Consider the following 19,537-nt stretch of genomic DNA (forward strand, 5'->3'; position numbering starts at 1 on the left):
GGCCGTTCCTTTCAGTATTAAGTATGGGTGGATCAGGCGCGGATCATGCCCTCCTGGGCAACCGTTGCCAGCAGGCGTCCTTGCCTGTCGAAGAAGCGGCCCATGGCCAGGCCCCGGTTGCTCTGGCCGGACACGGCTTCCTGGGCATACAGCACCCAGTCGTCCGCACGGCCGGGCCGGTGGAACCACATGGAATGGTCCAGGCTTGCGGTGGTGAGGCCGGGGCTGGACCAATGCAACCCGTTGACCCGGAGCAGGGGCTCCAGGATGGTGTAGTCGCAGACGTAGGCCAGCGCCGCGCGGTGCAGATCGGCCGTGGCCTGCTCGTTGGCCAGTTCGGGGAGCCGGTCGAAGGCTTTCACCCAGATGGCCTGCTGCGGAACGGCTCCGCCTTCGAGTTCCACGTACACCGGCCCGGGAATGTGGCGCATGTCGAAGCTGCGGCCCGAGGACCAATATCCGGCGGCCGGGCCCTCGATTCCCTCCAGCACCTCTGCGGCACTCCGCAGTGATTCGGGGTCGACGGCGGATCCGGAACCTGCGGCGGCCGGCGCCGCCGGCTGGAAGTCCGGTCCGTCCTCGGGAACCTGGAAGGAGCCCATCGCGGTGTAGACGGCTTTGCCGTTCTGGTAGCCGCGGACGCTCCGGGTGGAGTAGCCGCGGCCGTCGCGCAGCCGTTCCACCTCGTAGCGGACGGTGGCCCCGATATCGACCGGGCGCATGAAGTAGCTGTGCATGGAATGCAGGGAACGGTCGGCGTCCACCGAGCGCATCATGGCGGCAGCGGCCTGGGCCACCATGTCGCCGCCGTAGGCCTTGGGCCACGGGACGTACTGGGTGGTGGCCTCGTAGGCTTCGTCGTGGACCTGCGCGGGGACCGCAGTCAGCTCGATGGCGTTGAGGAAGGTCTCGGAGGTCAGGGTTCGGGTGGCCATCTGCTCAGGCCCTCCGGAAACCGGCGAGGGTCTCGTCGGCGACGTCGGGGAGGTTGACCACCAGGTTCTCCGGCGTTCGGGCGGTCAGCCAGACGAGCTCTTCGGTGACGGACATGTTGGCCTCCACGTGGGGCATGAACGGGGGCACGAAGACCCAGTCCCCGGCCTTCATGTCCAGGAACTCCGAGTAGTTTTCGCCGAAGTAGATGCGCCCGTGACCGCGGAGGACGTAGCCGCCGGTTTCGGCTTCCCCGTGGTGGTGGGGCAGGGAACGGTAGCCGGGGACGTTGGAGACCTGGCCGAACCAGATCTTCGTAGCCGGGGTGTGCTGGATGCTGACGCCGGAGACCCGGACGCAGTCGCCGGACTGGGCGGTGTTGGTGTCCTCTTCGCCGGCGCGGGTCACGACCGGGATGACCTTGCCGTCGGGCTGGGCGTAGATCGAGTTGTCGCCCTCGAGGCGGTAGTCGGTGATGGTTTCGCTCATGGTCCTACTCCTTGGTGTTGATTCGAATGCGGTTTTCAAGCCGGCCGATGCCGTCGATTTCGGTGGTGATGACGTCGCCGTCCTGCAGGAAGCGCGGCGGGACCATGCCCATGCCGACCCCGCCCGGGGTACCGGTGAGCACAAGGTCGCCGGGACGCAGCACCGTGAACTGCGAGATGTAGGAGAGCAGCCGTGCCGGGCCGAACACCAGGGTGGCGGTGTTGCCGTGCTGCACGAGTTCCCCGTTGACGTAACCGCGGACTTCGAAATCACCCTCTGCCTCATCTGCCGTGAGCAACACGGGGCCGAGCGGGGTGGTTGCGTCGAAGGCCTTGCCCTGGAACCACTGCAGCGTCCGGTTCTGCCAGTCCCGCATCGAAACGTCGTTGGCGACCGTGAAACCGGCAATGCCGCGCTGTGCCTCGTCCTCGTCCGCCCGGAACAGTTCGGCACCGACGACGACGGCGAGCTCGGCTTCCCAGTCGACCCGCTCGCTGCCGTGGACCTGGATGGTGTCCGCCGGTCCGGTGAGGGTGTCCGCGTACTTCGCGAACAGGGTGGGATAGGCGGGCAGCTCACGGCCCATCTCCTGGATGTGGTCGCCGTAGTTCAGTCCGCAGCAGATGACCTTTCCGGCTGCTGGCAGCAGTGGTGCCAGACCGCTCTGCGGGACCGCGACGACGGCGGACTCCGGCGCTGCCGCGTCGGCCGCCACGGCATTCTGCACCAGCGCCCGCCAGCCGTCGGCGACGAGCAGGGCTCCGGCGTCGGCGGCCGGCAGCGGCAGGTAACGGTCGCCGCCCAAAGCGAGCGCCGCCGTCGTGCCGTTCCTGCCCGTGCGCCGGCCGTCCGTGCGTAAAGTGGCCAGTTTCATGCGATCTCAAATTCCTTGGCAGTGGTAACCGGCGTCCAGCGCAGGTGGTTGTCGGTGGTTTCGGTGTCGGGTTCCTTGAGCAGGGACAGGCGCGGGCGGACGGCATCGGTGCGCGAGCTCGGCGGCTTGCGGCGGCCGGCGCGGAACTGCGGGATCCACTGTGCACCGGGGCCTTGGTATTCCTGCTCCGCTGCGGCGTGCAGGGTCCACTGGGGGTCGTAGAGGTGGGTACGGCCCAAGGCGATGAGGTCCGCTCGTCCGGCGAGGAGGATGGAGTTGGCATCGTCGTAGCTGGAGATGGCGCCAACGGCGATCACGGCCACGCCTGCCGGAGCGGCCACCTCCTGGCGGATACGGTCCGCGAACGGCGTCTGGTAGCTGCGGCCGAACGCGGGCTTCTCTTCCTTGGCCACCTGGCCGGTGGAGACGTCGATGCCAGCGGCGCCGTGGGCCACGAAGGCCCGGGCGATTTCGACGGAATCGTCGGCGGTGTTTCCACCCTCGATCCAGTCGGTCGCGGAGATGCGCACCGTCACGGGCTTGCCGGCAGGCCAGGCCGCGCGAACGGCGTCGAACACTTCCAGGGGGAACCGCAGCCGGTTCTCCAGGCTGCCGCCGTATTCGTCGCTCCGCTTGTTGGAGACCGGCGAGAGGAAGGAGGACAGCAGGTAGCCGTGGGCGGCGTGGATTTCGAGGAGGTCGAAGCCGGCCTGTTCGGCGCGGCGGGCGGCCGCGACGAACTCTTCCCGGATGGCGTCCAGGCCGGCGCGGTCCAGCTCTGCCGGGATCTGGTTGTCCGGACCATACGGCAGGGCGGACGGGCCAACTGTGGCCCAGTTGCCCGATTCGAGGGGCTGGTCGATGCCTTCCCACATGAGCTTAGTGGAGCCCTTGCGGCCCGAGTGGCCCAGCTGCGCGCCGATCTTGGCGGTGGAACGGGCGTGGACAAAATCCACGATTTCCTTCCAGCTGTCGCGTTGTTCGTCGGTGTAGAGGCCGGTGCATCCGGGGGTGATGCGGCCGGTTTCGGAGACGCAGACCATTTCGGTCATGACCAGGCCGGCGCCGCCGAGGGCTTTGGAACCCAGGTGCACCTTGTGGAAGTCGCCGGGGACGCCGTCGACGGCGGAGTACATGTCCATGGGCGAAACGATGATGCGGTTCTTCAGTTCCAGCCCGCCGATGCGGAACGGCTGGAACATGGCGGGAGCTACCTCGGTGAGGCCCTGGGATTCGGCGAAGTGGCGGTCCACGGCGTCGGCGAATTCGGGGTCGCGCAGGCGCAGGTTCTCCTGGGTGATGCGGCGGCTGCGGGTGAGCAGGTTGAAGGCGAACTGGGTGGGGTCCTGGTCCTTGTACTGGCCGATGCGTTCGAACCACTCCAGGGAGGCCTGTGCGGCACGCTGGGTGGACGCGACCACGGGACGGCGTTCGGCCTCGTAGGCAGCCAGCGCGGACTCGATGTCCGGGTGCTCGTGCAGGCACGCGGCCAGGGCCAGGGAGTCTTCCATGGCGAGCTTGGTGCCCGAGCCGATGGAGAAGTGCGCGGTGTGTGCGGCGTCGCCCAGCAGGACCACGTTGCCGTGGCGCCAGCTTTGGTTGCGGACCGTGTTGAAGTTCAGCCACTTGGAGTTGTTGGACAGGACCTCGTAGCCGTCCAGCTCCTCGGCGAAGATCTCACGGATCTTGGCGATGGCCTTCTCATCCGAGACGCCGGGAGGGAAAACCTGGTTCGCGGTCTCGTCGAAGCCTGCCGCGTGCCAGACGTCCTCGTGCATCTCCACAATGAAGGTGGAGCCCTCATCCGAATACGGGTAGCCGTGGATCTGCATGACGCCCCACTCGGTTTCCTTCACGAAGAACTTGAAGGCCTCGAACACCTGGTCCGTCCCGAGCCACATGTACTTGTTGGTGCGCGGGTCCAGGTCCGGGCCGAAGGAATCGGCGTACTTGGCACGGATCTGCGAGTTGACGCCGTCGGCGGCGAGGACCAGGTCGTGGCCGCCTTCGAGTTCCTCGATTGGCGGTGCCATGGTGCTGAACCGCACGTCGACGCCCAGTTCGATGCAGCGGCGTTGCAGCAGTTCCAGCAGTTCCTTGCGGCTCATCGCGGCGAAGCCCTGGCCGCCGACGGTGATCATTTCGCCGCGGAAATGGATGTCGATGTCCGACCAGCGGGCGAAGCGGCGGCCCATGTAATCCGCGACGACGGGATCGGCGTTGCCGATGCCGCCCAGGGTTTCATCCGAGAACACGACGCCGAAGCCGAAGGTGTCCGTGGCGGCGTTGCGTTCCCAGAGGGTGATGTCGTGGGAGGGGTCGAGCTGCTTCATCAGTGCTGCGAAGTACAGCCCGCCCGGGCCGCCTCCGACGATTGCGATCTTCATGGAAGGATCCCTTCTAGGCTTGGAGTGCTGCCGCGTGGGCCAGCTGGTCGTTGGAGTTTTCGAGGCTTTGCCGGAGCTTGAAATGTTGCAGCTTGCCGCTGGGGTTGCGGGGGAGTTCGTCAACGAAGCGGATCTCGCGCGGGTATTTGTAGGGGGCGATTGTCTGCTTGACGAAGTCCTGGATTTCCTTCTGCTTCGCCGCACCGCCCTCGACCTCTTCCCGCAGGACGATGAAGGCGCAGACCACGCTGCCTCGCTCGGGATCAGGCTTGCCCACCACCGCGTTCTCCATCACGTCGGGGTGCTGGTTGATCGCGGCCTCCACTTCAGGGGCGCCGATGTTGTAGCCGGAGGTGACGATCATGTCGTCCGAGCGCGACTGGTAGATGAAGTAGCCGTCCTCGTCCCGGATGAACGTATCGCCGGTGAGATTCCAGCCGTGGGAGACGTACTTGCCCTGGCGTTCATCGTCCATGTACCGGCAGCCGGTAGGGCCGATGACAGCGAGCCGTCCGGCTTGGTTGGCACCCAGTTCGGAGCCGGCGTCGTCCAGAATGGTGGCGCGGAACCCCGGGACGGCTTTTCCGGTTGCGCCGGGCCGGCTGTCCTCGCTGACGGCGGAGATGAACACGTGGAGCATCTCAGTTGCCCCGATTCCGTTCACGAGCCGGACCCCGGTGGCGTCGTAGACAGCCTGCCAGGTTTCCTTCGGCAGGTGCTCTCCGGCTGAGACGGCAATCCTCAAGCGGCTAAGCAGGTCCCCGCGTTCGGCCTTGAGGATGGCCCGGTACGCGGTGGGAGCGGTGAAGAGGATGGTGGCGCCGGCAGCCGCGGCGTACTCTGCCAGTTCGACGGGGGTTGCACGCTCGGTCAGCAGCGCCGAGGCGCCGAACCGGAGCGGGAAAATAACAAGTCCGCCCAGTCCGAAGGTGAATGCGAGCGGCGGGGACCCGGCAAACACATCTTCCGATGTCGGCTGCAGGATGTGGCGGGCGAAGGTGTCCGCGATGGCGAGGATGTCCCGGTGGAAGTGCATGGTCACTTTTGGCACGCCGGTGGTGCCCGACGTCGGACCCAGCAGCGCGACGTCGTCGGCGGCGGTGTCCATCGCGGTGAACTCGCCGCTCTTGGCGGCGCAGCGGGCAGTGAAGTCACCGATGCCGGATCCTCCGTAGGCGAGGACATCGAGTCCCGCGCCGGCCGCAGTAACCAGCTCGTCCACGAACCGGTGGTCGGAGATAGCGACCGCAGGCTTGGTGAGCTCGATCAGGGTAGCGATTTCGGCGGCCCGCAGCATCGGCATGGTGGTCACGACGACGGCTCCTGCCTTGAGCACGCCCAGCCAGGCTGCAACGAGCCACGGGTTGTTCGGCCCGCGCAGCAGCACCCGGTTGCCCGGAACCACACCGAAGTCCTCTGTGAGCACCTGGGCTGCCTGGTTTGACCGGAGTTGCAGTTCACCGTAAGTCCAGACCTCGCCGTCGGGGGTGCGCAGGGCCGGCCTGTCGGCACCGTGGGTGGCAACGGCGTCGTCGATCAACACGCACGCTGCATTCAGGCGTTCGGGGTACTGGAGTTCGGGGAGGGTGAACTCGAGGGCCGGCCAGCTCTCTGCCGGCGGCAGGTGGTCCCGCGTAAAGGTGTCCACATGGGCCGAGGTGCTCATGGCTACTCCTTCTTTGGTTCTCGCTTGTGAAGTCATGAGCTATGCCCGCCGGTAGCCTGCGAGCGTCCCGTCCGGAACGTCAGCGAGGTTGACGACGATGTTCTCCGGCGTGCGGGCGGTCAGCCAGACGAGTTCCTCGGTGACGGACATGTTTGCCTCGACGTGGGGCATGAAGGGCGGCACGAAGACCCAGTCTCCGGCTTCCATGTCCTTGTACTCGGAGTAGTTCTCGCCGTAGTAGATGCGGCCGTGCCCGCGGAGGACGTAGCCGCCGGTTTCGGCTTCGCCGTGGTGATGGGGCAGCGAGCGGTAGCCGGGAACGTTCGAGACCTGGCCGAACCAGATCTTCGTGGCGGGCGTGTGCTGGATGGACACGCCGGACACCCGGATGCAGTCGCCTGACTGGGCGGTGTTGGTGTCTTCCTGCCCGGCCCGGGTGACGACGGGGACGACCGTGCCGTCGGCGCCGGCGTAGATCGAGTTGTCGCCCTCGGTGCGGTACGTGGGGGATTCAGTCAATTCAGTCATGGTCTTTACTCCTTGGTGGTTGCGGAGCGACGGGATTGCGCGGTTCGTCCGCTGCCTGCGATTTCGGGGATCAGGGCTGTCCGTCTGGCAGGAACCGAGTCGGGTTTCCCTTCCCAAGCTTGGATATGTCGACTTTTTTACGGTCGTCACATATCCTCAAGGTAGCACGGTGGGAACGGCCCAACAAGGGTCTTTTTGCCACGGCGACCGAATACCGCTTCCAAGGAGGAACATCATGACCAAGAAGACCGTCAACCCCTCATCGCTGCCCAAGCCGTCCGGTTACGCGCACGGCATCCTCGCCGGGAATGTGGTGTACCTGGGAGGCCAGACCGCGCTCGATGCGGACATGCAGATCGTGCCCGGCGGCATTGTGGAGCAATTCCGGCAGGCCTTTTCGAACGTCCTGGCCACCCTGGCGGAAGCAGGGGGCCGGCCGGAGGATCTGGTGAGCGTCACCATCTACCTGACGGACGTGGATGACTACATGGCGAACGGCAAGGAGATCGGGCGGATCTGGCGTGAAATGGCCGGATCGGAATATCCCGCAATGGCTGGAATCGGCATCAGCCGCCTGTGGCAGAAGGAAGCCATGATCGAGATCCAGGGCATCGCCGTCATCCAGGACCGCTGAGGAGGCAAAGATGTCCGCTTCATACTCGGATGAAACAAAGGAAGACACTCAGGAAGTGTCCATGCGCGCCTTGCTCGAGGAAGAATTCAAATCGGTGTTCGGTGGCACGAAGCCGGTCACCGTGCCGTGGGCTGGCCTGATCTACATCTGATCAGCGGCCCGCCAGGCATTGGTGCGGAGGCCTCGAGCAGTCCGCGATGTAGCCTAGGACTGTCATGGAAACCCGAACCACCACAGTCTGAGGTAGCGCTGAATGGCCACAGCCGATGTCGTCCCCGACGCTACCCCGATGCCCCGCCATCAGCACCTGATTGTCACCGTCTATGGCCTGTACGCCCGCAACCAGGACGGCACCTTTGCCGTCGCCGACCTGATCCAGCTGCTCGGCGACCTGGGCGTTGAATCCGCCGGCGTGCGTTCTTCGGTGTCGCGGCTGAAGAAGCGTGGCGTCCTGGTCAGCCTGAAACGCGATGGCCTGGCTGCCTATAAGTTGTCGCCGGACCTCGAGGACATCTTCACAGCCGGTGATGAACGGATCTTCTCTCCCCGCCGGGCCAAGAAAGGCGATGCCTGGCTCCTGGCATCCTTCTCGGTGCCCGAGTCCCAACGGCACCTCAGGCACAAGCTGCGCAGCATCCTGACTCGCGCCGGCTGCGGCCAGGTCTCACCCGGGCTGTGGATCGCTCCCGGAAACCTGGCACACGAAGTGGAACAGCAGTTCGATCGCGCCGGACTCATGGACTACGTGGACCTGTTCAAGGCAACGCACCTCACTGAAACCCACATCCGCGAAAAGGTGGGCCAATGGTGGGACCTGCCGTCGCTGGAAGCGTTGTACCAGGAGTTCGTGGAACGGCATCAACCCATCCTGCAGCGGTGGGAGCAGCTCGAAGCCAACGAACCGGAATCCACTGACCTCCTGCGGCAGGCCTTCGCGGACTACGTTCCCATGGTTACCCAATGGCGGAGGCTCCCCTACATGGATCCCGGCCTTCCGGAGGAGTACCTCCCGGCAAACTGGCATGGCCTCGCGGCACAAGAGCTTTTCGCAAAGATGCATGCGCTCCTGGGCCCCAAGGCGCGGCGCTATGCAATGTCCATCGTGGGAGCAAACTAAAGCCTGCAACAAAAGGGTCCGGGGCTCGCGTGCGCGAGTCCCGGACCCTTTTGCGTTCCCAAGGGGCTGTGCCAGTGGCCTGGTCCTGTCAATGGCCCTGGAAGGCCTCTGCCAGCCACCATGCTCCGCCGTCCGAAGCGATCTTTGCGTCGATCACCAGGGGCCGGTCTTGCTTTCCTTCACGCAGGACCGAAACCCAATCCCGTACCGGCTGCAGGTCTTCAAGAGTCCGGACAGTGACCCCATCCGCGCCGTACCCGCGGGCAATCGCGGCGACGTCGGTCTCGGGGAATGACACGCTTGCCAGGTCCTCCGGGCCGTGGTTCTCGGCGAAATGGTGGACTTCTGCACCATAGGCGGCGTCGTTGTAGACAATGCAGACCAACGGCAGCTTGAGCCGGACGGCGGTCTCCAGCTCACTGATGCCCATGAGGAATCCGCCGTCGCCGGCACCGAGGACAGGCAGCCTGCCTGGTTGGGCAATGGCTGCGCCGATTGCGGTGTAGAGTCCAAGGCCGATGGCCTGGAAAGCCTGCGTGAAACAGAATCCGAACTCATCCGGAACCGCCAGGTACTGGCTGGGATAGCCCATGAAGTTGCCGGAATCGACGGCGACGATTCTGTTGGCGGGGAGGATCGAATCGAGTTCCCGGCTGAGAACGCGCGGGTCGATCGACGCCGCGGTGGACAGGTCGGGCGTTTCCACGTCGCGCCATCGCGCGCGCTGTTTGATGTCGAGGGCGGTTTGTTCCGTGCGGTACTTTTCCGCCGGGGCGGGCTGGATCCTGCGCAGGGCGTCCAAGGCATCGTCAGCGGTGAGGGCGGAGTCGCCCAGCACGCCGAGGGCGATTGGCCTGTTGGCACCCAGCGACGCGTCCTCGACGTCGACCTGTACCACGGTGGTGCCCGGGGAAATCAGCCTGCCGTGGCGCATGGTCCACATGTTCAGCGTGCATCCCCATCCGACGATGAGATCAGCATCCGTGATTAGTTCCGCGGTCAGCGGCGAGGAGAACCCTCCCGAGATCCCGAGATTGTGCGTGTCGCCGTTGAACAGTCCGCTGGCCACCGCCGATGTCGCAACGAGTGCTCCGGCGTGCCGGGCCAGCGCCAGGATGTTTTCGCGGGCGCCCCGTCCTCCCCGTCCTGCGACGAACACAGGACGCTGCGCCTTGGAGATGAGGGCCGCAAGCTTTTCCACGGACGCTGAATCAGGGCGGATCCGGGCAGCTTCCCGCACCTGGACAGTGTGGACCAGGTCCGCCGCCGAAGCACCCTGCACGTCCAGGGGCAGGCTGAGGACCACTGTCCGGCGCTCGTTGACCGCGGTGCGGAAGGCCCTGACAGTATCGGCGATTGCAGTCTCCGCAGAATGGATCCGTTCGGGAACAGCGCCAATACTACGGACGAGGCCGTCCTGGTCGATCTTGAAGTTGGACCGGACCGCCGCGCCCTGGGTGTCGGCCGTCAGGACGATGAGGGGCGTGCGGCTCTTGGCCGCTTCGCCGATTCCCGTAACGGCATTGCTCAGCCCGCAGCCCTGATGAGTCGTCGCCACACCAACCTTGCCCGACATCCTGGAATACGCATCGGCCATGGTCGCGGCGCCCCCTTCATGCCTTGCGGCGGTGTAGGGAATCCCTTCCTTGATGAGGGCGTTGGTGACGTCGAAGTTTCCGCTGCCGACAACCCCGAAGACGTGACCGACGCCGAGCCTGGCCAGCGTCTTGCCGACAAGATCTGCCACGCGTACTTCCATGCTCATGCCCCCTCCACCAACGCATAGACGCGGGCGGGGCTGCCGGTTCCACCCACAATCGGCAAAGGCGCGACCACAAGCGTGGCGCCCGTGACAGGGAGCCGCTCCACGTTGCGCAGCGAGGTGAGCCCATACTTGTCCGCACCGAGGAGGAACGAGTGCACCGGAAACATCGGGTCCATCGTCGCGGCCTGGCCCGCATCGACGCCAACGGTTTCGACACCGAACCCGCTGATGCGATCGTTGCCGGCCATCCACTTGGCGCAGGCGACCGAAACACCCGGAGTATGCGGTCCGTTCTCGTCGGCGTTGACGAATTCGGCAGCGTTGCCGCCCCGGGCGGACCAGCCGGTCCTGAAAATCACCCAGCAGTTTTCGGGGAGTTGCCCGTGGTCCCGTTGCCACTCTTCGAAGTGTTCGGGCTCCAGCAGGAAGTCGGGGTCCTGCGCGGCCTCGGCACTTTTGTCGAGGACGACGATCGGGCCGACCAAGCGCGAGGGCTCGATCTCGTCCACGGATTTTCCGTCCCGCCCGGTGATCCAATGAACCGGAGCATCAAGATGCGTCCCGGCGTGTTCACCCACGGTGACATCGTTCCAGGCCCAGGCGGGTCCGGCGTCGTCGAAATTGCTCACCGGGGTAAGCGAGAGTCCAACGGTATTTGCGAGCGGTTGGGGCAGGTTCAGGATCGGCGTATCACCACTGAGGGGCGTGGTGAGGTCGATGACCTGCACGGAGCCATCTGATAGGGCTGCAACGAGCCCCTGCAGAACAGACATAGTTCTCCTGTCGGGTTTGATTGTGGGTCTATTTCAGCTTTTGGGCTACCAGATGGCCCGATCCGCCGGACAGTCCGGGTCCGGGGTGGGTGGACGCACCAATGTGCCAGAGCCCCTTGACCGGAGTCCGGTGGTTGGCGGCCTGGGGGAACGGGCGCCAGAGGAGGTTCTGGAAGAGCTCCGCGGATCCGCCGTAGGGATCGCCCTTTACGGCATTCGGGTTCTCCGCTGCGAGATCCGAGGGGGCAAGGATGTCCCAGGCCAGGACGGAGTTCCGCGTGCCGGGGGCAAACTGTTCGAGCCTGGCCAGGACGCGCTCCATGAACTGTTCCTTGAGCACCTGGGTCCAGCCGCCGTCGACGTTGAACTGCCCTGCGGCATCCCCGGCCGGATCAAAGGGCACTTCCTGCAACTGCAGCCAGAGGGTCGCCTGGCCGGCGGGTGCGCGTGACGGATCCAGGACGCATTGCTGACCGACGACGACGGTGGGTTCCGCGGGCAGCAGGCCTGCCTCGGCTTGCGCACAGGCGATCCCCGTACTGTCCGAGCCGCTGCTCAGGTGCACCAGGGGAACGGCATCCAAGCGCGGATCAAGCCATGCCACAGGCTTGTTCAGTGCAAGGTGGATCTGCATCGCCCCCCGGCCGTTCTGGTAGCGCGCCGCTGCTTCGGCCGCTCCGGCCGGTGGCTCCCGGAGCAACCCTGCGTAGAGGGCCTGGGGAGACACATTGGCCAGAACCGTGCGTGTCTGCACCACGCCGCGGGAGGTCTTCACGCCCGAGACTCCCTTGGCGTCGACCAGTATTTCCTCAGCCTCCGTGTCCAACAGAATCCGAACGCCTTTGTCCCGCAAGAGAGACTCAAAGGCCCGTACGAAGTTGGACGCGCCGCCCTTCACCACCGGAAGCCCGTAGCTATGCATACTCAAGGCCATGACCGGCAGCATGACACCTCCCGTGGACTGGTCGGGGCCGAGGCCCGCATGAAGCAACCACGGCGCCCAGAGCTGGTCGGTCTCCCAGCCGTCGAACCGGCTTCTGAGGTAGTTGCGACCGCTCATGACGGAGTCGCGCACAAAGGCTTCGGTCCCTTTGAGTTTTCCGCGCCGCATGGCGCCGAACGCGATCCGCAGGACCTCCCTGAAGGACCGGAGTTCGGCCCCGAAGGCCCCGAAGATGGTGTCCGCGTTCGTGCCGAGATCGGCCAGCATGGCCAAGTATGCCGCCTCGTCGCCCGGGCTTTGCAGCGCGGAGGCCGTGAGCGCGGGATCGCGGTGGGCAATGGCGACGCGGGACGTTCCGGTCCCGGGGCCGGGGGCCACGCTGGCCGTCACGGCACCCTCGGTGTTGCAGTACTCCAAGCCCCGGGCATGGAGTTCCTGCCCCAATACTTCGTAGGCTCCTCCCGAGACGAAGAGGGGGTGCCATGACGAGAAGGTGTCGTGGACAAATCCGGGGAGGGTCCGTTCGCCAGAGTCGATGAAGCCGCCGAGCCTGTCCTGGCGTTCGATGAGGCAGACGTCCTTCCCTGCGAGAGCCAACTCCGCGGCAGCCACTAGGGAGTTGATCCCTGAACCAATAATTGCGATCCCAGCGGAAGCATCCATGGAGTGTTCCTCTCCCTTAGAAGTCCGGGTGGCTGGCAGTGGCGTGGTACTTGCCGCTGTGGAACACCAGGGGCGCGCCCCCGGCGTTGTCGTACTTCTCGACCTCGCCGACGTAGATGACATGGTCGCCGGCGTCGTGGCGGGACACGGTCCTGCACTGGAACGTGGCAACCGCTCCCTCCAGCAGCGGGATTCCGGCAATTCCCTCCGAGGTTTCCGCGCCGGCGAACTTGTCGATTGACGGTGTGGCGAACTGCCGTGACAGCACGTGTTGGTCGCTGGCGAGGATGTTGATGGCGAAGTGGGTGGATTCCTCGAAATCCGCAAGGCTTGGCGTCTTCTTGCTGGGGCACCACAGGACCAGTGGGGGTTCCATCGAAACGGAGGTGAAGGAGTTGGCCGTCATGCCGACCTTCCGGCCGTCGGCGCCAACGGTAGTAACCACGGTGACACCGGTGGCGAATTGCCCAAGGGCGCTCCTGAAGTCCCTGAGGTCGAAGACCGCCGAATCTTCTTCTTTCTGCGCCTGGACGAACTCGGCTGCCGCCGCGGGATCGAACCACCAGGGGTAGAAGGTCCGGGGATCATCGAAGCCCTCGGCAATGCTGGCAGCGAGTGCGGGGTGGGCCGCGGCCTCGCCCAGCACCAACCGCTGGTGGTCCCGCCGCTGCTTGAGCATGTCGTTGGTCCAAGCCACGGCCCACTGCCCCCAGCCGCGCCAGAACTCGTCGAAGGTCCGTTCCATCCAGTCCCTGTCGAACGGCTGCTGGCCACGGCGAAGGATGGAGTCAAGGTAGTAGCGGGCCGCCAGGGTGGCGTTGTTTGATCCTTGGCCGGTGAGCGGGTCGTTGAGGAGGACGGCGTCTCCCAGCCCGAAGACCGGCTTTCCGTTCCCGAGCTCGCCAACCGCGGAGCGAACCGTAGGAGTGATCCGGCCCAGCAGGGTCGCGCCATCATCCGTCAGGCTTGCTCCCGCAAAGTTCTTCGACTCGTGGGGGAAGAACTCGTCCAGAATCTCCAGTGAGCGCTTCAGCTGCTCCTCCGGCGTACTCACGTCGGCCCAGCGGTCCATGGGGCCGCCCACCACACCTTCAAAGACCATCATCTGGCATGGTCCGGATACCGTTAGACCGGGAAAGGTGAAGAACTCCCCGACGCCGGGCACTACAGACATGCGGATACTGTCACCGCGCTGCCCGGACTGTTCGACGGCGGCCGAAACGTAATTGAGCGCAAGGACCCTTTGCGGCCGGTCGAAGGGAGACTTCGACTTGTCCTTCGGGAAGATCTGGCCGATCTCCCCTTTTCCGGTGCTGACAATCACGAGCTCATAGTCCCGTGAGAGATCCTCCAGCATGCGCGGGGTGGCCTTCTCTATCCTGAAGTCACCGCCGGCGGCAACGAAGGCTTCGATCCAGGCAGCGCTCTTGATCCGCTGGTCGATTGAGTGGGCCGTGCCCACCAGGGGAGCTTCCCAGCCGATCGCATCGTCGGCCGAGTTGCCCTCAACATGCAACGTCAGCGCGTTGATCCCCGGGACGGTGCCACCGTCGTAGAGGCCCACCAGCGCCGGACTCAACTGCGCCTCCGCAGCAAGGGCGGTCGAAAACATGCATTGGCTGGACATGACCTTGCCCGTACGGATTTGGGCTGCCGAGCGGTCGGAGACCAGGGTGATTGCGTAACCCTCACGCTGCAGGCCCAAGGCCAGCTGTGCACCGGATTCGCCGGCGCCGATTATTGCGATCTTTCGCATCGTGGATTCCTTCGTGGCGGGATGGGAACGATGAAGATGGAGGGTCACTGCGTGGCGACTGAGTTCACGCTTTCCAGATAGGCCGCAGCCTTGTCCGGATACATGAACCACTCCTGGAAGTCCGGCGGATTGTTGAAGCCGTTGGCGAATCGGCTGGCGATCTCGGGGGACTGCCCGGCTGCACCAAGGAGCTGGAGGACATGCGGCGGCGGGGGAGCAAGGAGGGCGTTCGTCCACTGCGCAACGTGCTGGGCGTAGTTCCAGTACTTTTCGAAGGTCGCCTGCATGAATTCCGAGTCGAAGGCTCCGTCCCCGTGTTCCTTGATGCTCTGCAGGTACGAGGCAGCACACTTGCTGGCGTTGTTGGAACCCTGTCCGGTGATGGGATCGTTCAGGACGACGACGTCTGCCAGGCCAAGGACCTTGCGGCCGCTGGGCAGCGTGGCAATGGGGTGACGGACGGTGGGAGCGAACCGGCCCTGCAGGAAACCATTGGGGTCAGTCAGTTCGACGTCCACGGCGCGCGCAGCTTCCCAAGGAAGGAACGTCTTGAGGATGCTTTTGGAGGTTTCCAGGTGTTCCTCGGCGGACAGGCCTTTCCAGCAGTCCATGGGTCCACCGGGGATCCCTTCGAAAACCATGATTTCGCAGGGACCGGTCTTGGTCAGGGCCGGGAAAGCGAAATACTCGCCGACCCCCGGGATGAGGTTGAAGGAGACGGCGGAGAATTCGGGCCTGGGATCCAGCCCGTTCACGTAGGTCAGGGCCAGGGCGCGCTGCGGAGCATCGTAGAAGCTACGGGCTGCGTCGCGGGTGAAAAGCTGGGCAATCTCGCCCTTGCCCGCGGCCACGATCACCAGCTCGGAGTTCAGGGTGTACCGTTCGAGGTCTTCCACGCCGGCGTCTTCGAAGATGAGCTCGCCTCCGCGGGCCACAAATTCCTCCATGAACCTGGGGAATTTGACCCGCTGGTCGATGGATTTCGCCGGGTTGTCCAGCCCGGATGCCCAGTTGATGGCCTTCTCTCCGGGAACGTCGGGATGCGGGATGGTGAACGAGATCCCGTCGACGGTCGGTGCTTCCGGCCAGAAATCGAGTCCGAGTTTCCTTTCGTTTTCCAGCGCGTCATGGAAGATGCACTGGCTGGACGAGACTTTGCCTTCGTAGATTTCGTCGCCGGTGCGGTTGGAGACCGTGGTCACGTGGTATCCCGCGTCCAGGAGCCCGATTCCCAGCTGCAGGCCTGACTGGCCGGCTCCGACGATGGTGATATGGCGCTGCGTCATGTTGTTGTCCTTGTCTTCTTGCTGTCCTTGCATCCGTGGACGGGTTGGGAGGCACTTACTTGGTTCGGCCTGGGGGCTGGTTTGGGATGGATTCGCCCGCAACCAAGGAGGCCCATGTGTGCGAGGGCCAGATGGGCAATCCTGACGTCGTTCACCTGCGCTCACCTCGTTTCGGCAGCGAGCAATGGAATGGTTTCTTCGGCGCGCTCGGGACCCAGGGCGGAATAGCCTCCGTCCACGGCCCAATCCGCGCCTGTCACGAAGCTTGCCCTGTCGCTGGCGAGGAATGCGACGACGTCCCCGATTTCTTCGGGCCGGCCGACCCTCTTCAGGACGTGGAAGGGTGCTGCCACCGCATCCGTTTTCTCGAGGCTTCCGTTGGTGAGGGAGTCCATGATGTTGCTCCACACCCAGCCCGGGCTTACAGAGTTGACCCGAATGCCGTCGTCGGCGAAATCCACGGCCATGCTTCGGGTCAGCTGGACGAGTGCCGCCTTGCTGGCGGGGTACAGCCAGCGCCCGGTCTGGGCAACAGAGCTGGAGATCGAGGTGAAGTTGATGATGGCGCCGTGCTGCGAGGCCTTCAAATAGGGGCGTGCGGCCGCGCTCACCATGACCGCGCTGACCAGGTTGACGTTCAATGCTTCAAGCCAGTCGCTGCGGGTGGATCCTGCGCCGTCGTCTTTGTAGGTGCAGGCAAGGTTGACCAGGATATCGATTCCGCCGTGCAGGGTTGCGGTGTCCCTGACCAGCCGGGAAACGGCCGCGTCGTCCGTGATGTCGGTGTGCAAAAAGCTGACGCCGTTTCCCGGGGCGTCGATCTGGGCGCCGCCATTGGCATCAACATCCGCTACGACAACCGTGGCGCCTGCCTCGCTGAGCGCCGTGACAACACCGCGGCCGATCTTCGTTACGCCGCCTGTGACGATCGCTGTCCTGCCTGAGAGTCCTGACATGGCCAAACCTTTCGTGGTGAATTGGATCAACGCTTGTGGTGGACGACTTTCTGTCATGCGGGAGGTGCTACTTGGCCGCGGGCCTCGGCGCGGGCTTCGGATGGGTTCGTTCCCATTCGAGCCGGCGTTCGTGTACCAGCCTGATGTTCTTCATCGCTGCCCACCTCCCTCTGTCGTCGTTATTGCATTTCTATGACGTGCGTCATACTTGATCTAAAAGTGACTCTATTCACACCCCGAAGCCCGGTATATCCACATGGCGCAGGGCTCATCCAAAAAGCGAAACCCCTGGAAGTCAGGTGCGCGATGGTGAGGATCCTTCCTCGTGACGTCCTCCGAGGGCGCCCGACGGTGACCACCTCGGACGTCGAGGATGCACACCAGAAGATTGCCGAGCTGTTCTGCCGGCATGATCTCGTGCCGCAAGCCCGGGGGACGTCGGTTGACATGAAACTGCGGTCGCTGCACCGCGGCGACGTCGGGATCGAGTACCTCGACTACGGCGCCGAGGTGCGCATCAATCCGGAGGGCCTGGAGGATTTCCATCTGGTCCAGATTCCACTTTCCGGCCACGCCCTCATGCAGGTAGGCAAGGACGTCGTCGAGTCCAGCCCGAAGCTGGCCACGGTTCCGCCGGTCGACCGCCCGTTCTCGATGACCTGGGATGCCGGAACACCGCACTTGATTGTCTACGTGCGGCGCCTGGCACTGGCCTCCGTGGCGGAGCGGCTCTATGGGGAGAGCCCGCAGGGCGGCGTCAATCTCGGCTACGCGATGGACCTCAACGGTCCCCTGGGGCGCGCGTTCCTCAGGTCCGTCGTCGAACTCCACGACGACATGATCAGCGAGCCCGGACGCGCGGCTCCGGCGTTCGTCCAAAACCTCCTTGCGGACACCATGCTGTCGCGGCTGCTGATGGCCATGGAGAACCGGCCGGCCGAAGACGAGGGCCGGAATACGAATGCCGAGAGCAAACTGATCCGGCGGTTCCGCGAGCTTCTGGACCGGCACGCATCCGAGGAACTCGCGGTGCCGGACATGGCGGAGAACCTCGGCGTCTCCGTCCGCACTCTCCAGATGGCCCTGCGCGCGGAGGTGGGGGCAACCCCTTTGGAACTGCTTCGGCGGGTCCGGCTGGATCGCGCCCGTGAAATGCTCCTTGAAGGGGAGCCCGGGCAGGAGAGCATTGTTTCGATCGCTGAGCGCTGCGGCTTCTCGCATCAGGGCCGCTTTTCCGCCATGTACCTGGAAGCCTTCGGCGAACTGCCCTCCGAAACCCTGCGCAGGTGATTGCAGGCCCTGACGGGCCTGCGCCAGCGCTTCCCTGCGCGCCCTGAGCGCGGCGTCGCCGCTGTAGACACGCGACGCCTTCCCGTCCCGCCCCGCGGCTTGGTATGCCATTTCAGATGCAAGGCGACTTCCTCGGCGTCAAAATCCAATTCAGGTATTGCTTTGGAATACCAAACTCCCTACCCTGTATATCGAGACAGGGTGACGATCGTCACAAGATCAGGAGGTTTGGGATGCGGGATACGCTCATGGAGCGCGTGCGGCTGGCGCATGACGCGCCGCCGGTCGACCTGCTCATCAAGGACGGCCACATCGCGCGGATCGAACCGGCAGGCGTCATCGACGCCGCCACGGCTGTCCGCGAGGACGGTGCCGGCGCGCTCGCGCTGCCGGGAATGGTCGACGCCCATTGCCACGTCGACAAGACACTTTGGGGCCGGGACTGGGTGCCGCATTCCGCGGGGCCCGTGCTCGAGGACCGCATCGCGAACGGCGAGCGGGGCCGCGCCGCGCTCGGGCTGCCGAACCGCGATGGGGTGCGTGCGCTGCTCCAGCAGATGGCCGCCTCGGGCACAACGCTCGCCCGCACGCACACCGACGTCGATCCCGAGGTCGGGCTGGGCGGCCTCAAGCTCGTCGCGGCCGTCGCCGAAGAGCTGGCCAACACGATCGACGTCGAGCAGGTCGCCTTCCCGCAGGGCGGGCTGCTGACCCGCCCCGGAACGGCCGAACTGCTCGAATCGGCCCTTCGGCAGGGACTGGTCGGATGCCTCGGCGGCATCGACCCCGCCGCTCTGGAACGCGACTCGGTGCGCCACCTCGACCTGATCTTCGGACTCGCCGGGACTTACGGCGCCAGGCTCGACATCCACCTGCACGAGCGCGGCACCCTGGGTGCGCACACCATGGAGCTCATCATCGAGCGCGTGCTGCGGCACGGGCTCGAGGGCCGGGTCGCAATTTCGCACGGTGTGGCCATCGTTGAGGTCGACCGCGCCCATTCCGAGCAGATCTCGCAGGGCCTCGCCGAAGCCAGGATCTCCCTGCTGACGGCGACCGTCTACAACACCCCGGTGCTTCCGATCGCGGAACTGCGGGGGCGCGGTATCAACGTCGGCGCAGGCAACGACGGCGTGCGGGACCTGTGGGGCCCGTATGGAAACGGCGACATGCTCGACCGCACCTTCCACCTCGCCTACCGCAACGGCTTCCGCACCGACGAACAGATCGCCTCGGCATTCGACGTAGCGGTCAGCGGCGGGGCGACCGCCCTCGGGCGCGAACCTGCCCGGATCGAAGCCGGCGCACCCGCCGATCTCTTCCTCATCGATGCCGCGAGCATCGGCGAGGCGGTCGCAGCCCGGCCGCCGCGGCGGCTCGTGCTCAAACGCGGCAAAGTCGTCGCGCGCCACGGGAGCCCCGTGCACGCGGGATGACCTGGCCCCGGCGAGCGGGTCCCCGCTCGCCGCTTCCCCCC

17 protein-coding genes are annotated in these 19,537 nt (G+C 65.2%); 5 read left to right on the plus strand and 12 right to left on the minus strand.

Annotation, left to right across the window (positions count from 1 at the left end; all coding sequences use genetic code 11):
* Positions 1-32: 32 nt before the first annotated feature.
* From BLP88_RS05230 to BLP88_RS05255, 6 genes are read right to left on the minus strand one after another with little or no spacing between them, the layout of a single operon-like run.
* Entirely contained in the window at positions 33-935 is a 903-nt protein-coding gene (locus BLP88_RS05230) for an acyl-CoA thioesterase (protein ID WP_074587485.1), read from the minus strand.
* Between the two features lie 4 nt (positions 936-939).
* Complete coding sequence (locus BLP88_RS05235) at positions 940-1,422, minus strand: cupin domain-containing protein (RefSeq protein ID WP_074587487.1); 483 nt, start codon at positions 1,420-1,422, stop codon at positions 940-942.
* A 4-nt stretch (positions 1,423-1,426) separates the two neighbouring features.
* A complete protein-coding gene (locus BLP88_RS05240; RefSeq protein WP_074587489.1) occupies positions 1,427-2,296 on the minus strand; it encodes a fumarylacetoacetate hydrolase family protein in 870 nt (289 codons plus the stop codon).
* Positions 2,293-4,683, minus strand: coding sequence for a bifunctional salicylyl-CoA 5-hydroxylase/oxidoreductase (locus BLP88_RS05245; RefSeq protein WP_074587491.1), 2,391 nt, complete (start codon positions 4,681-4,683; stop codon positions 2,293-2,295). The genes BLP88_RS05240 and BLP88_RS05245 overlap by 4 nt, the downstream gene beginning before the upstream one ends.
* 13 nt (positions 4,684-4,696) lie before the next feature.
* Positions 4,697-6,349, minus strand: coding sequence for an AMP-binding protein (locus tag BLP88_RS05250; protein ID WP_175453495.1), 1,653 nt, complete (start codon positions 6,347-6,349; stop codon positions 4,697-4,699).
* 39 nt (positions 6,350-6,388) lie between these two features.
* Positions 6,389-6,877 (minus strand): cupin domain-containing protein, encoded by a 489-nt coding sequence (locus BLP88_RS05255; protein ID WP_373366887.1) that lies wholly within the window; start codon positions 6,875-6,877, stop codon positions 6,389-6,391.
* Between the two features lie 235 nt (positions 6,878-7,112).
* On the opposite strand from BLP88_RS05255, the gene BLP88_RS05260 reads away from it, so the two are divergent.
* From BLP88_RS05260 to BLP88_RS05265, 3 genes are all read left to right on the plus strand, one after another.
* Positions 7,113-7,511, plus strand: a complete 399-nt coding sequence (locus BLP88_RS05260) for a RidA family protein (protein ID WP_074587494.1) — start codon at positions 7,113-7,115, stop codon at positions 7,509-7,511.
* Positions 7,512-7,521: 10 nt separating this feature from the next.
* Complete coding sequence (locus BLP88_RS18925; protein ID WP_175453496.1) at positions 7,522-7,662, plus strand: hypothetical protein; 141 nt, start codon at positions 7,522-7,524, stop codon at positions 7,660-7,662.
* A 102-nt stretch (positions 7,663-7,764) separates the two neighbouring features.
* Positions 7,765-8,628 carry a PaaX family transcriptional regulator gene (locus BLP88_RS05265; RefSeq protein WP_074587495.1) on the plus strand — a complete coding sequence of 288 codons (864 nt, stop codon included), beginning with the start codon at positions 7,765-7,767 and terminating at the stop codon, positions 8,626-8,628.
* A gap of 88 nt (positions 8,629-8,716) precedes the next feature.
* Here the strand turns inward: BLP88_RS05265 and BLP88_RS05270 are convergent, their stop codons facing one another.
* From BLP88_RS05270 to BLP88_RS05295, 6 genes are all read right to left on the minus strand, one after another.
* Positions 8,717-10,393: a thiamine pyrophosphate-binding protein gene (locus tag BLP88_RS05270; RefSeq protein ID WP_074587496.1), complete on the minus strand. Its 1,677-nt coding sequence runs from the start codon at positions 10,391-10,393 to the stop codon at positions 8,717-8,719.
* Positions 10,390-11,166, minus strand: a complete 777-nt coding sequence (locus BLP88_RS05275; RefSeq protein ID WP_074587497.1) for a cyclase family protein — start codon at positions 11,164-11,166, stop codon at positions 10,390-10,392. Before BLP88_RS05275 ends, BLP88_RS05270 begins: the two co-directional genes overlap by 4 nt.
* Before the next feature lie 28 nt (positions 11,167-11,194).
* Positions 11,195-12,772, minus strand: a complete 1,578-nt coding sequence (locus BLP88_RS05280) for a phytoene desaturase family protein (protein WP_074587498.1) — start codon at positions 12,770-12,772, stop codon at positions 11,195-11,197.
* A 16-nt stretch (positions 12,773-12,788) separates the two neighbouring features.
* Complete coding sequence (locus tag BLP88_RS05285; RefSeq protein ID WP_074587500.1) at positions 12,789-14,528, minus strand: flavin reductase; 1,740 nt, start codon at positions 14,526-14,528, stop codon at positions 12,789-12,791.
* Between the two features lie 44 nt (positions 14,529-14,572).
* Positions 14,573-15,814 (minus strand): styrene monooxygenase/indole monooxygenase family protein, encoded by a 1,242-nt coding sequence (locus BLP88_RS05290; protein ID WP_074587501.1) that lies wholly within the window; start codon positions 15,812-15,814, stop codon positions 14,573-14,575.
* A 161-nt stretch (positions 15,815-15,975) separates the two neighbouring features.
* The gene (locus BLP88_RS05295) at positions 15,976-16,770 is read right to left on the minus strand and encodes an SDR family oxidoreductase (RefSeq protein ID WP_074587689.1); all 795 of its coding nucleotides are present in this window, start codon (positions 16,768-16,770) and stop codon (positions 15,976-15,978) included.
* A 351-nt stretch (positions 16,771-17,121) separates the two neighbouring features.
* Here BLP88_RS05295 and BLP88_RS05300 point away from each other — a divergent pair, with 351 nt between their 5' ends.
* Positions 17,122-18,060: an AraC family transcriptional regulator gene (locus BLP88_RS05300; RefSeq protein ID WP_245679775.1), complete on the plus strand. Its 939-nt coding sequence runs from the start codon at positions 17,122-17,124 to the stop codon at positions 18,058-18,060.
* A 248-nt stretch (positions 18,061-18,308) separates the two neighbouring features.
* The gene (locus BLP88_RS05305) at positions 18,309-19,496 is read left to right on the plus strand and encodes an amidohydrolase (protein ID WP_245679780.1); all 1,188 of its coding nucleotides are present in this window, start codon (positions 18,309-18,311) and stop codon (positions 19,494-19,496) included.
* Positions 19,497-19,537 lie beyond the last annotated feature (41 nt).

It is taken from the genome of Arthrobacter cupressi, assembly GCF_900099975.1.
Classification (GTDB): Bacteria; Actinomycetota; Actinomycetes; order Actinomycetales; family Micrococcaceae; genus Arthrobacter; species Arthrobacter cupressi.

Excerpts from the sequence above, each read along its gene's own strand:
- BLP88_RS05230 (WP_074587485.1), bottom strand. The coding sequence starts at position 935 with ATGGCCACCCGAACCCTGACCTCCGAGACCTTCCTCAACGCCATCGAG.
- BLP88_RS05235 (WP_074587487.1), bottom strand. The coding sequence starts at position 1,422 with ATGAGCGAAACCATCACCGACTACCGCCTCGAGGGCGACAACTCGATC.
- BLP88_RS05240 (WP_074587489.1), bottom strand. The coding sequence starts at position 2,296 with ATGAAACTGGCCACTTTACGCACGGACGGCCGGCGCACGGGCAGGAAC.
- BLP88_RS05245 (WP_074587491.1), bottom strand. The coding sequence starts at position 4,683 with ATGAAGATCGCAATCGTCGGAGGCGGCCCGGGCGGGCTGTACTTCGCA.
- BLP88_RS05250 (WP_175453495.1), bottom strand. The coding sequence starts at position 6,349 with ATGAGCACCTCGGCCCATGTGGACACCTTTACGCGGGACCACCTGCCG.
- BLP88_RS05255 (WP_373366887.1), bottom strand. The coding sequence starts at position 6,877 with ATGACTGAATTGACTGAATCCCCCACGTACCGCACCGAGGGCGACAAC.
- BLP88_RS05260 (WP_074587494.1), top strand. The coding sequence starts at position 7,113 with ATGACCAAGAAGACCGTCAACCCCTCATCGCTGCCCAAGCCGTCCGGT.
- BLP88_RS18925 (WP_175453496.1), top strand. The coding sequence starts at position 7,522 with ATGTCCGCTTCATACTCGGATGAAACAAAGGAAGACACTCAGGAAGTG.
- BLP88_RS05265 (WP_074587495.1), top strand. The coding sequence starts at position 7,765 with ATGGCCACAGCCGATGTCGTCCCCGACGCTACCCCGATGCCCCGCCAT.
- BLP88_RS05270 (WP_074587496.1), bottom strand. The coding sequence starts at position 10,393 with ATGAGCATGGAAGTACGCGTGGCAGATCTTGTCGGCAAGACGCTGGCC.
- BLP88_RS05275 (WP_074587497.1), bottom strand. The coding sequence starts at position 11,166 with ATGTCTGTTCTGCAGGGGCTCGTTGCAGCCCTATCAGATGGCTCCGTG.
- BLP88_RS05280 (WP_074587498.1), bottom strand. The coding sequence starts at position 12,772 with ATGGATGCTTCCGCTGGGATCGCAATTATTGGTTCAGGGATCAACTCC.
- BLP88_RS05285 (WP_074587500.1), bottom strand. The coding sequence starts at position 14,528 with ATGCGAAAGATCGCAATAATCGGCGCCGGCGAATCCGGTGCACAGCTG.
- BLP88_RS05290 (WP_074587501.1), bottom strand. The coding sequence starts at position 15,814 with ATGACGCAGCGCCATATCACCATCGTCGGAGCCGGCCAGTCAGGCCTG.
- BLP88_RS05295 (WP_074587689.1), bottom strand. The coding sequence starts at position 16,770 with ATGTCAGGACTCTCAGGCAGGACAGCGATCGTCACAGGCGGCGTAACG.
- BLP88_RS05305 (WP_245679780.1), top strand. The coding sequence starts at position 18,309 with ATGGAGCGCGTGCGGCTGGCGCATGACGCGCCGCCGGTCGACCTGCTC.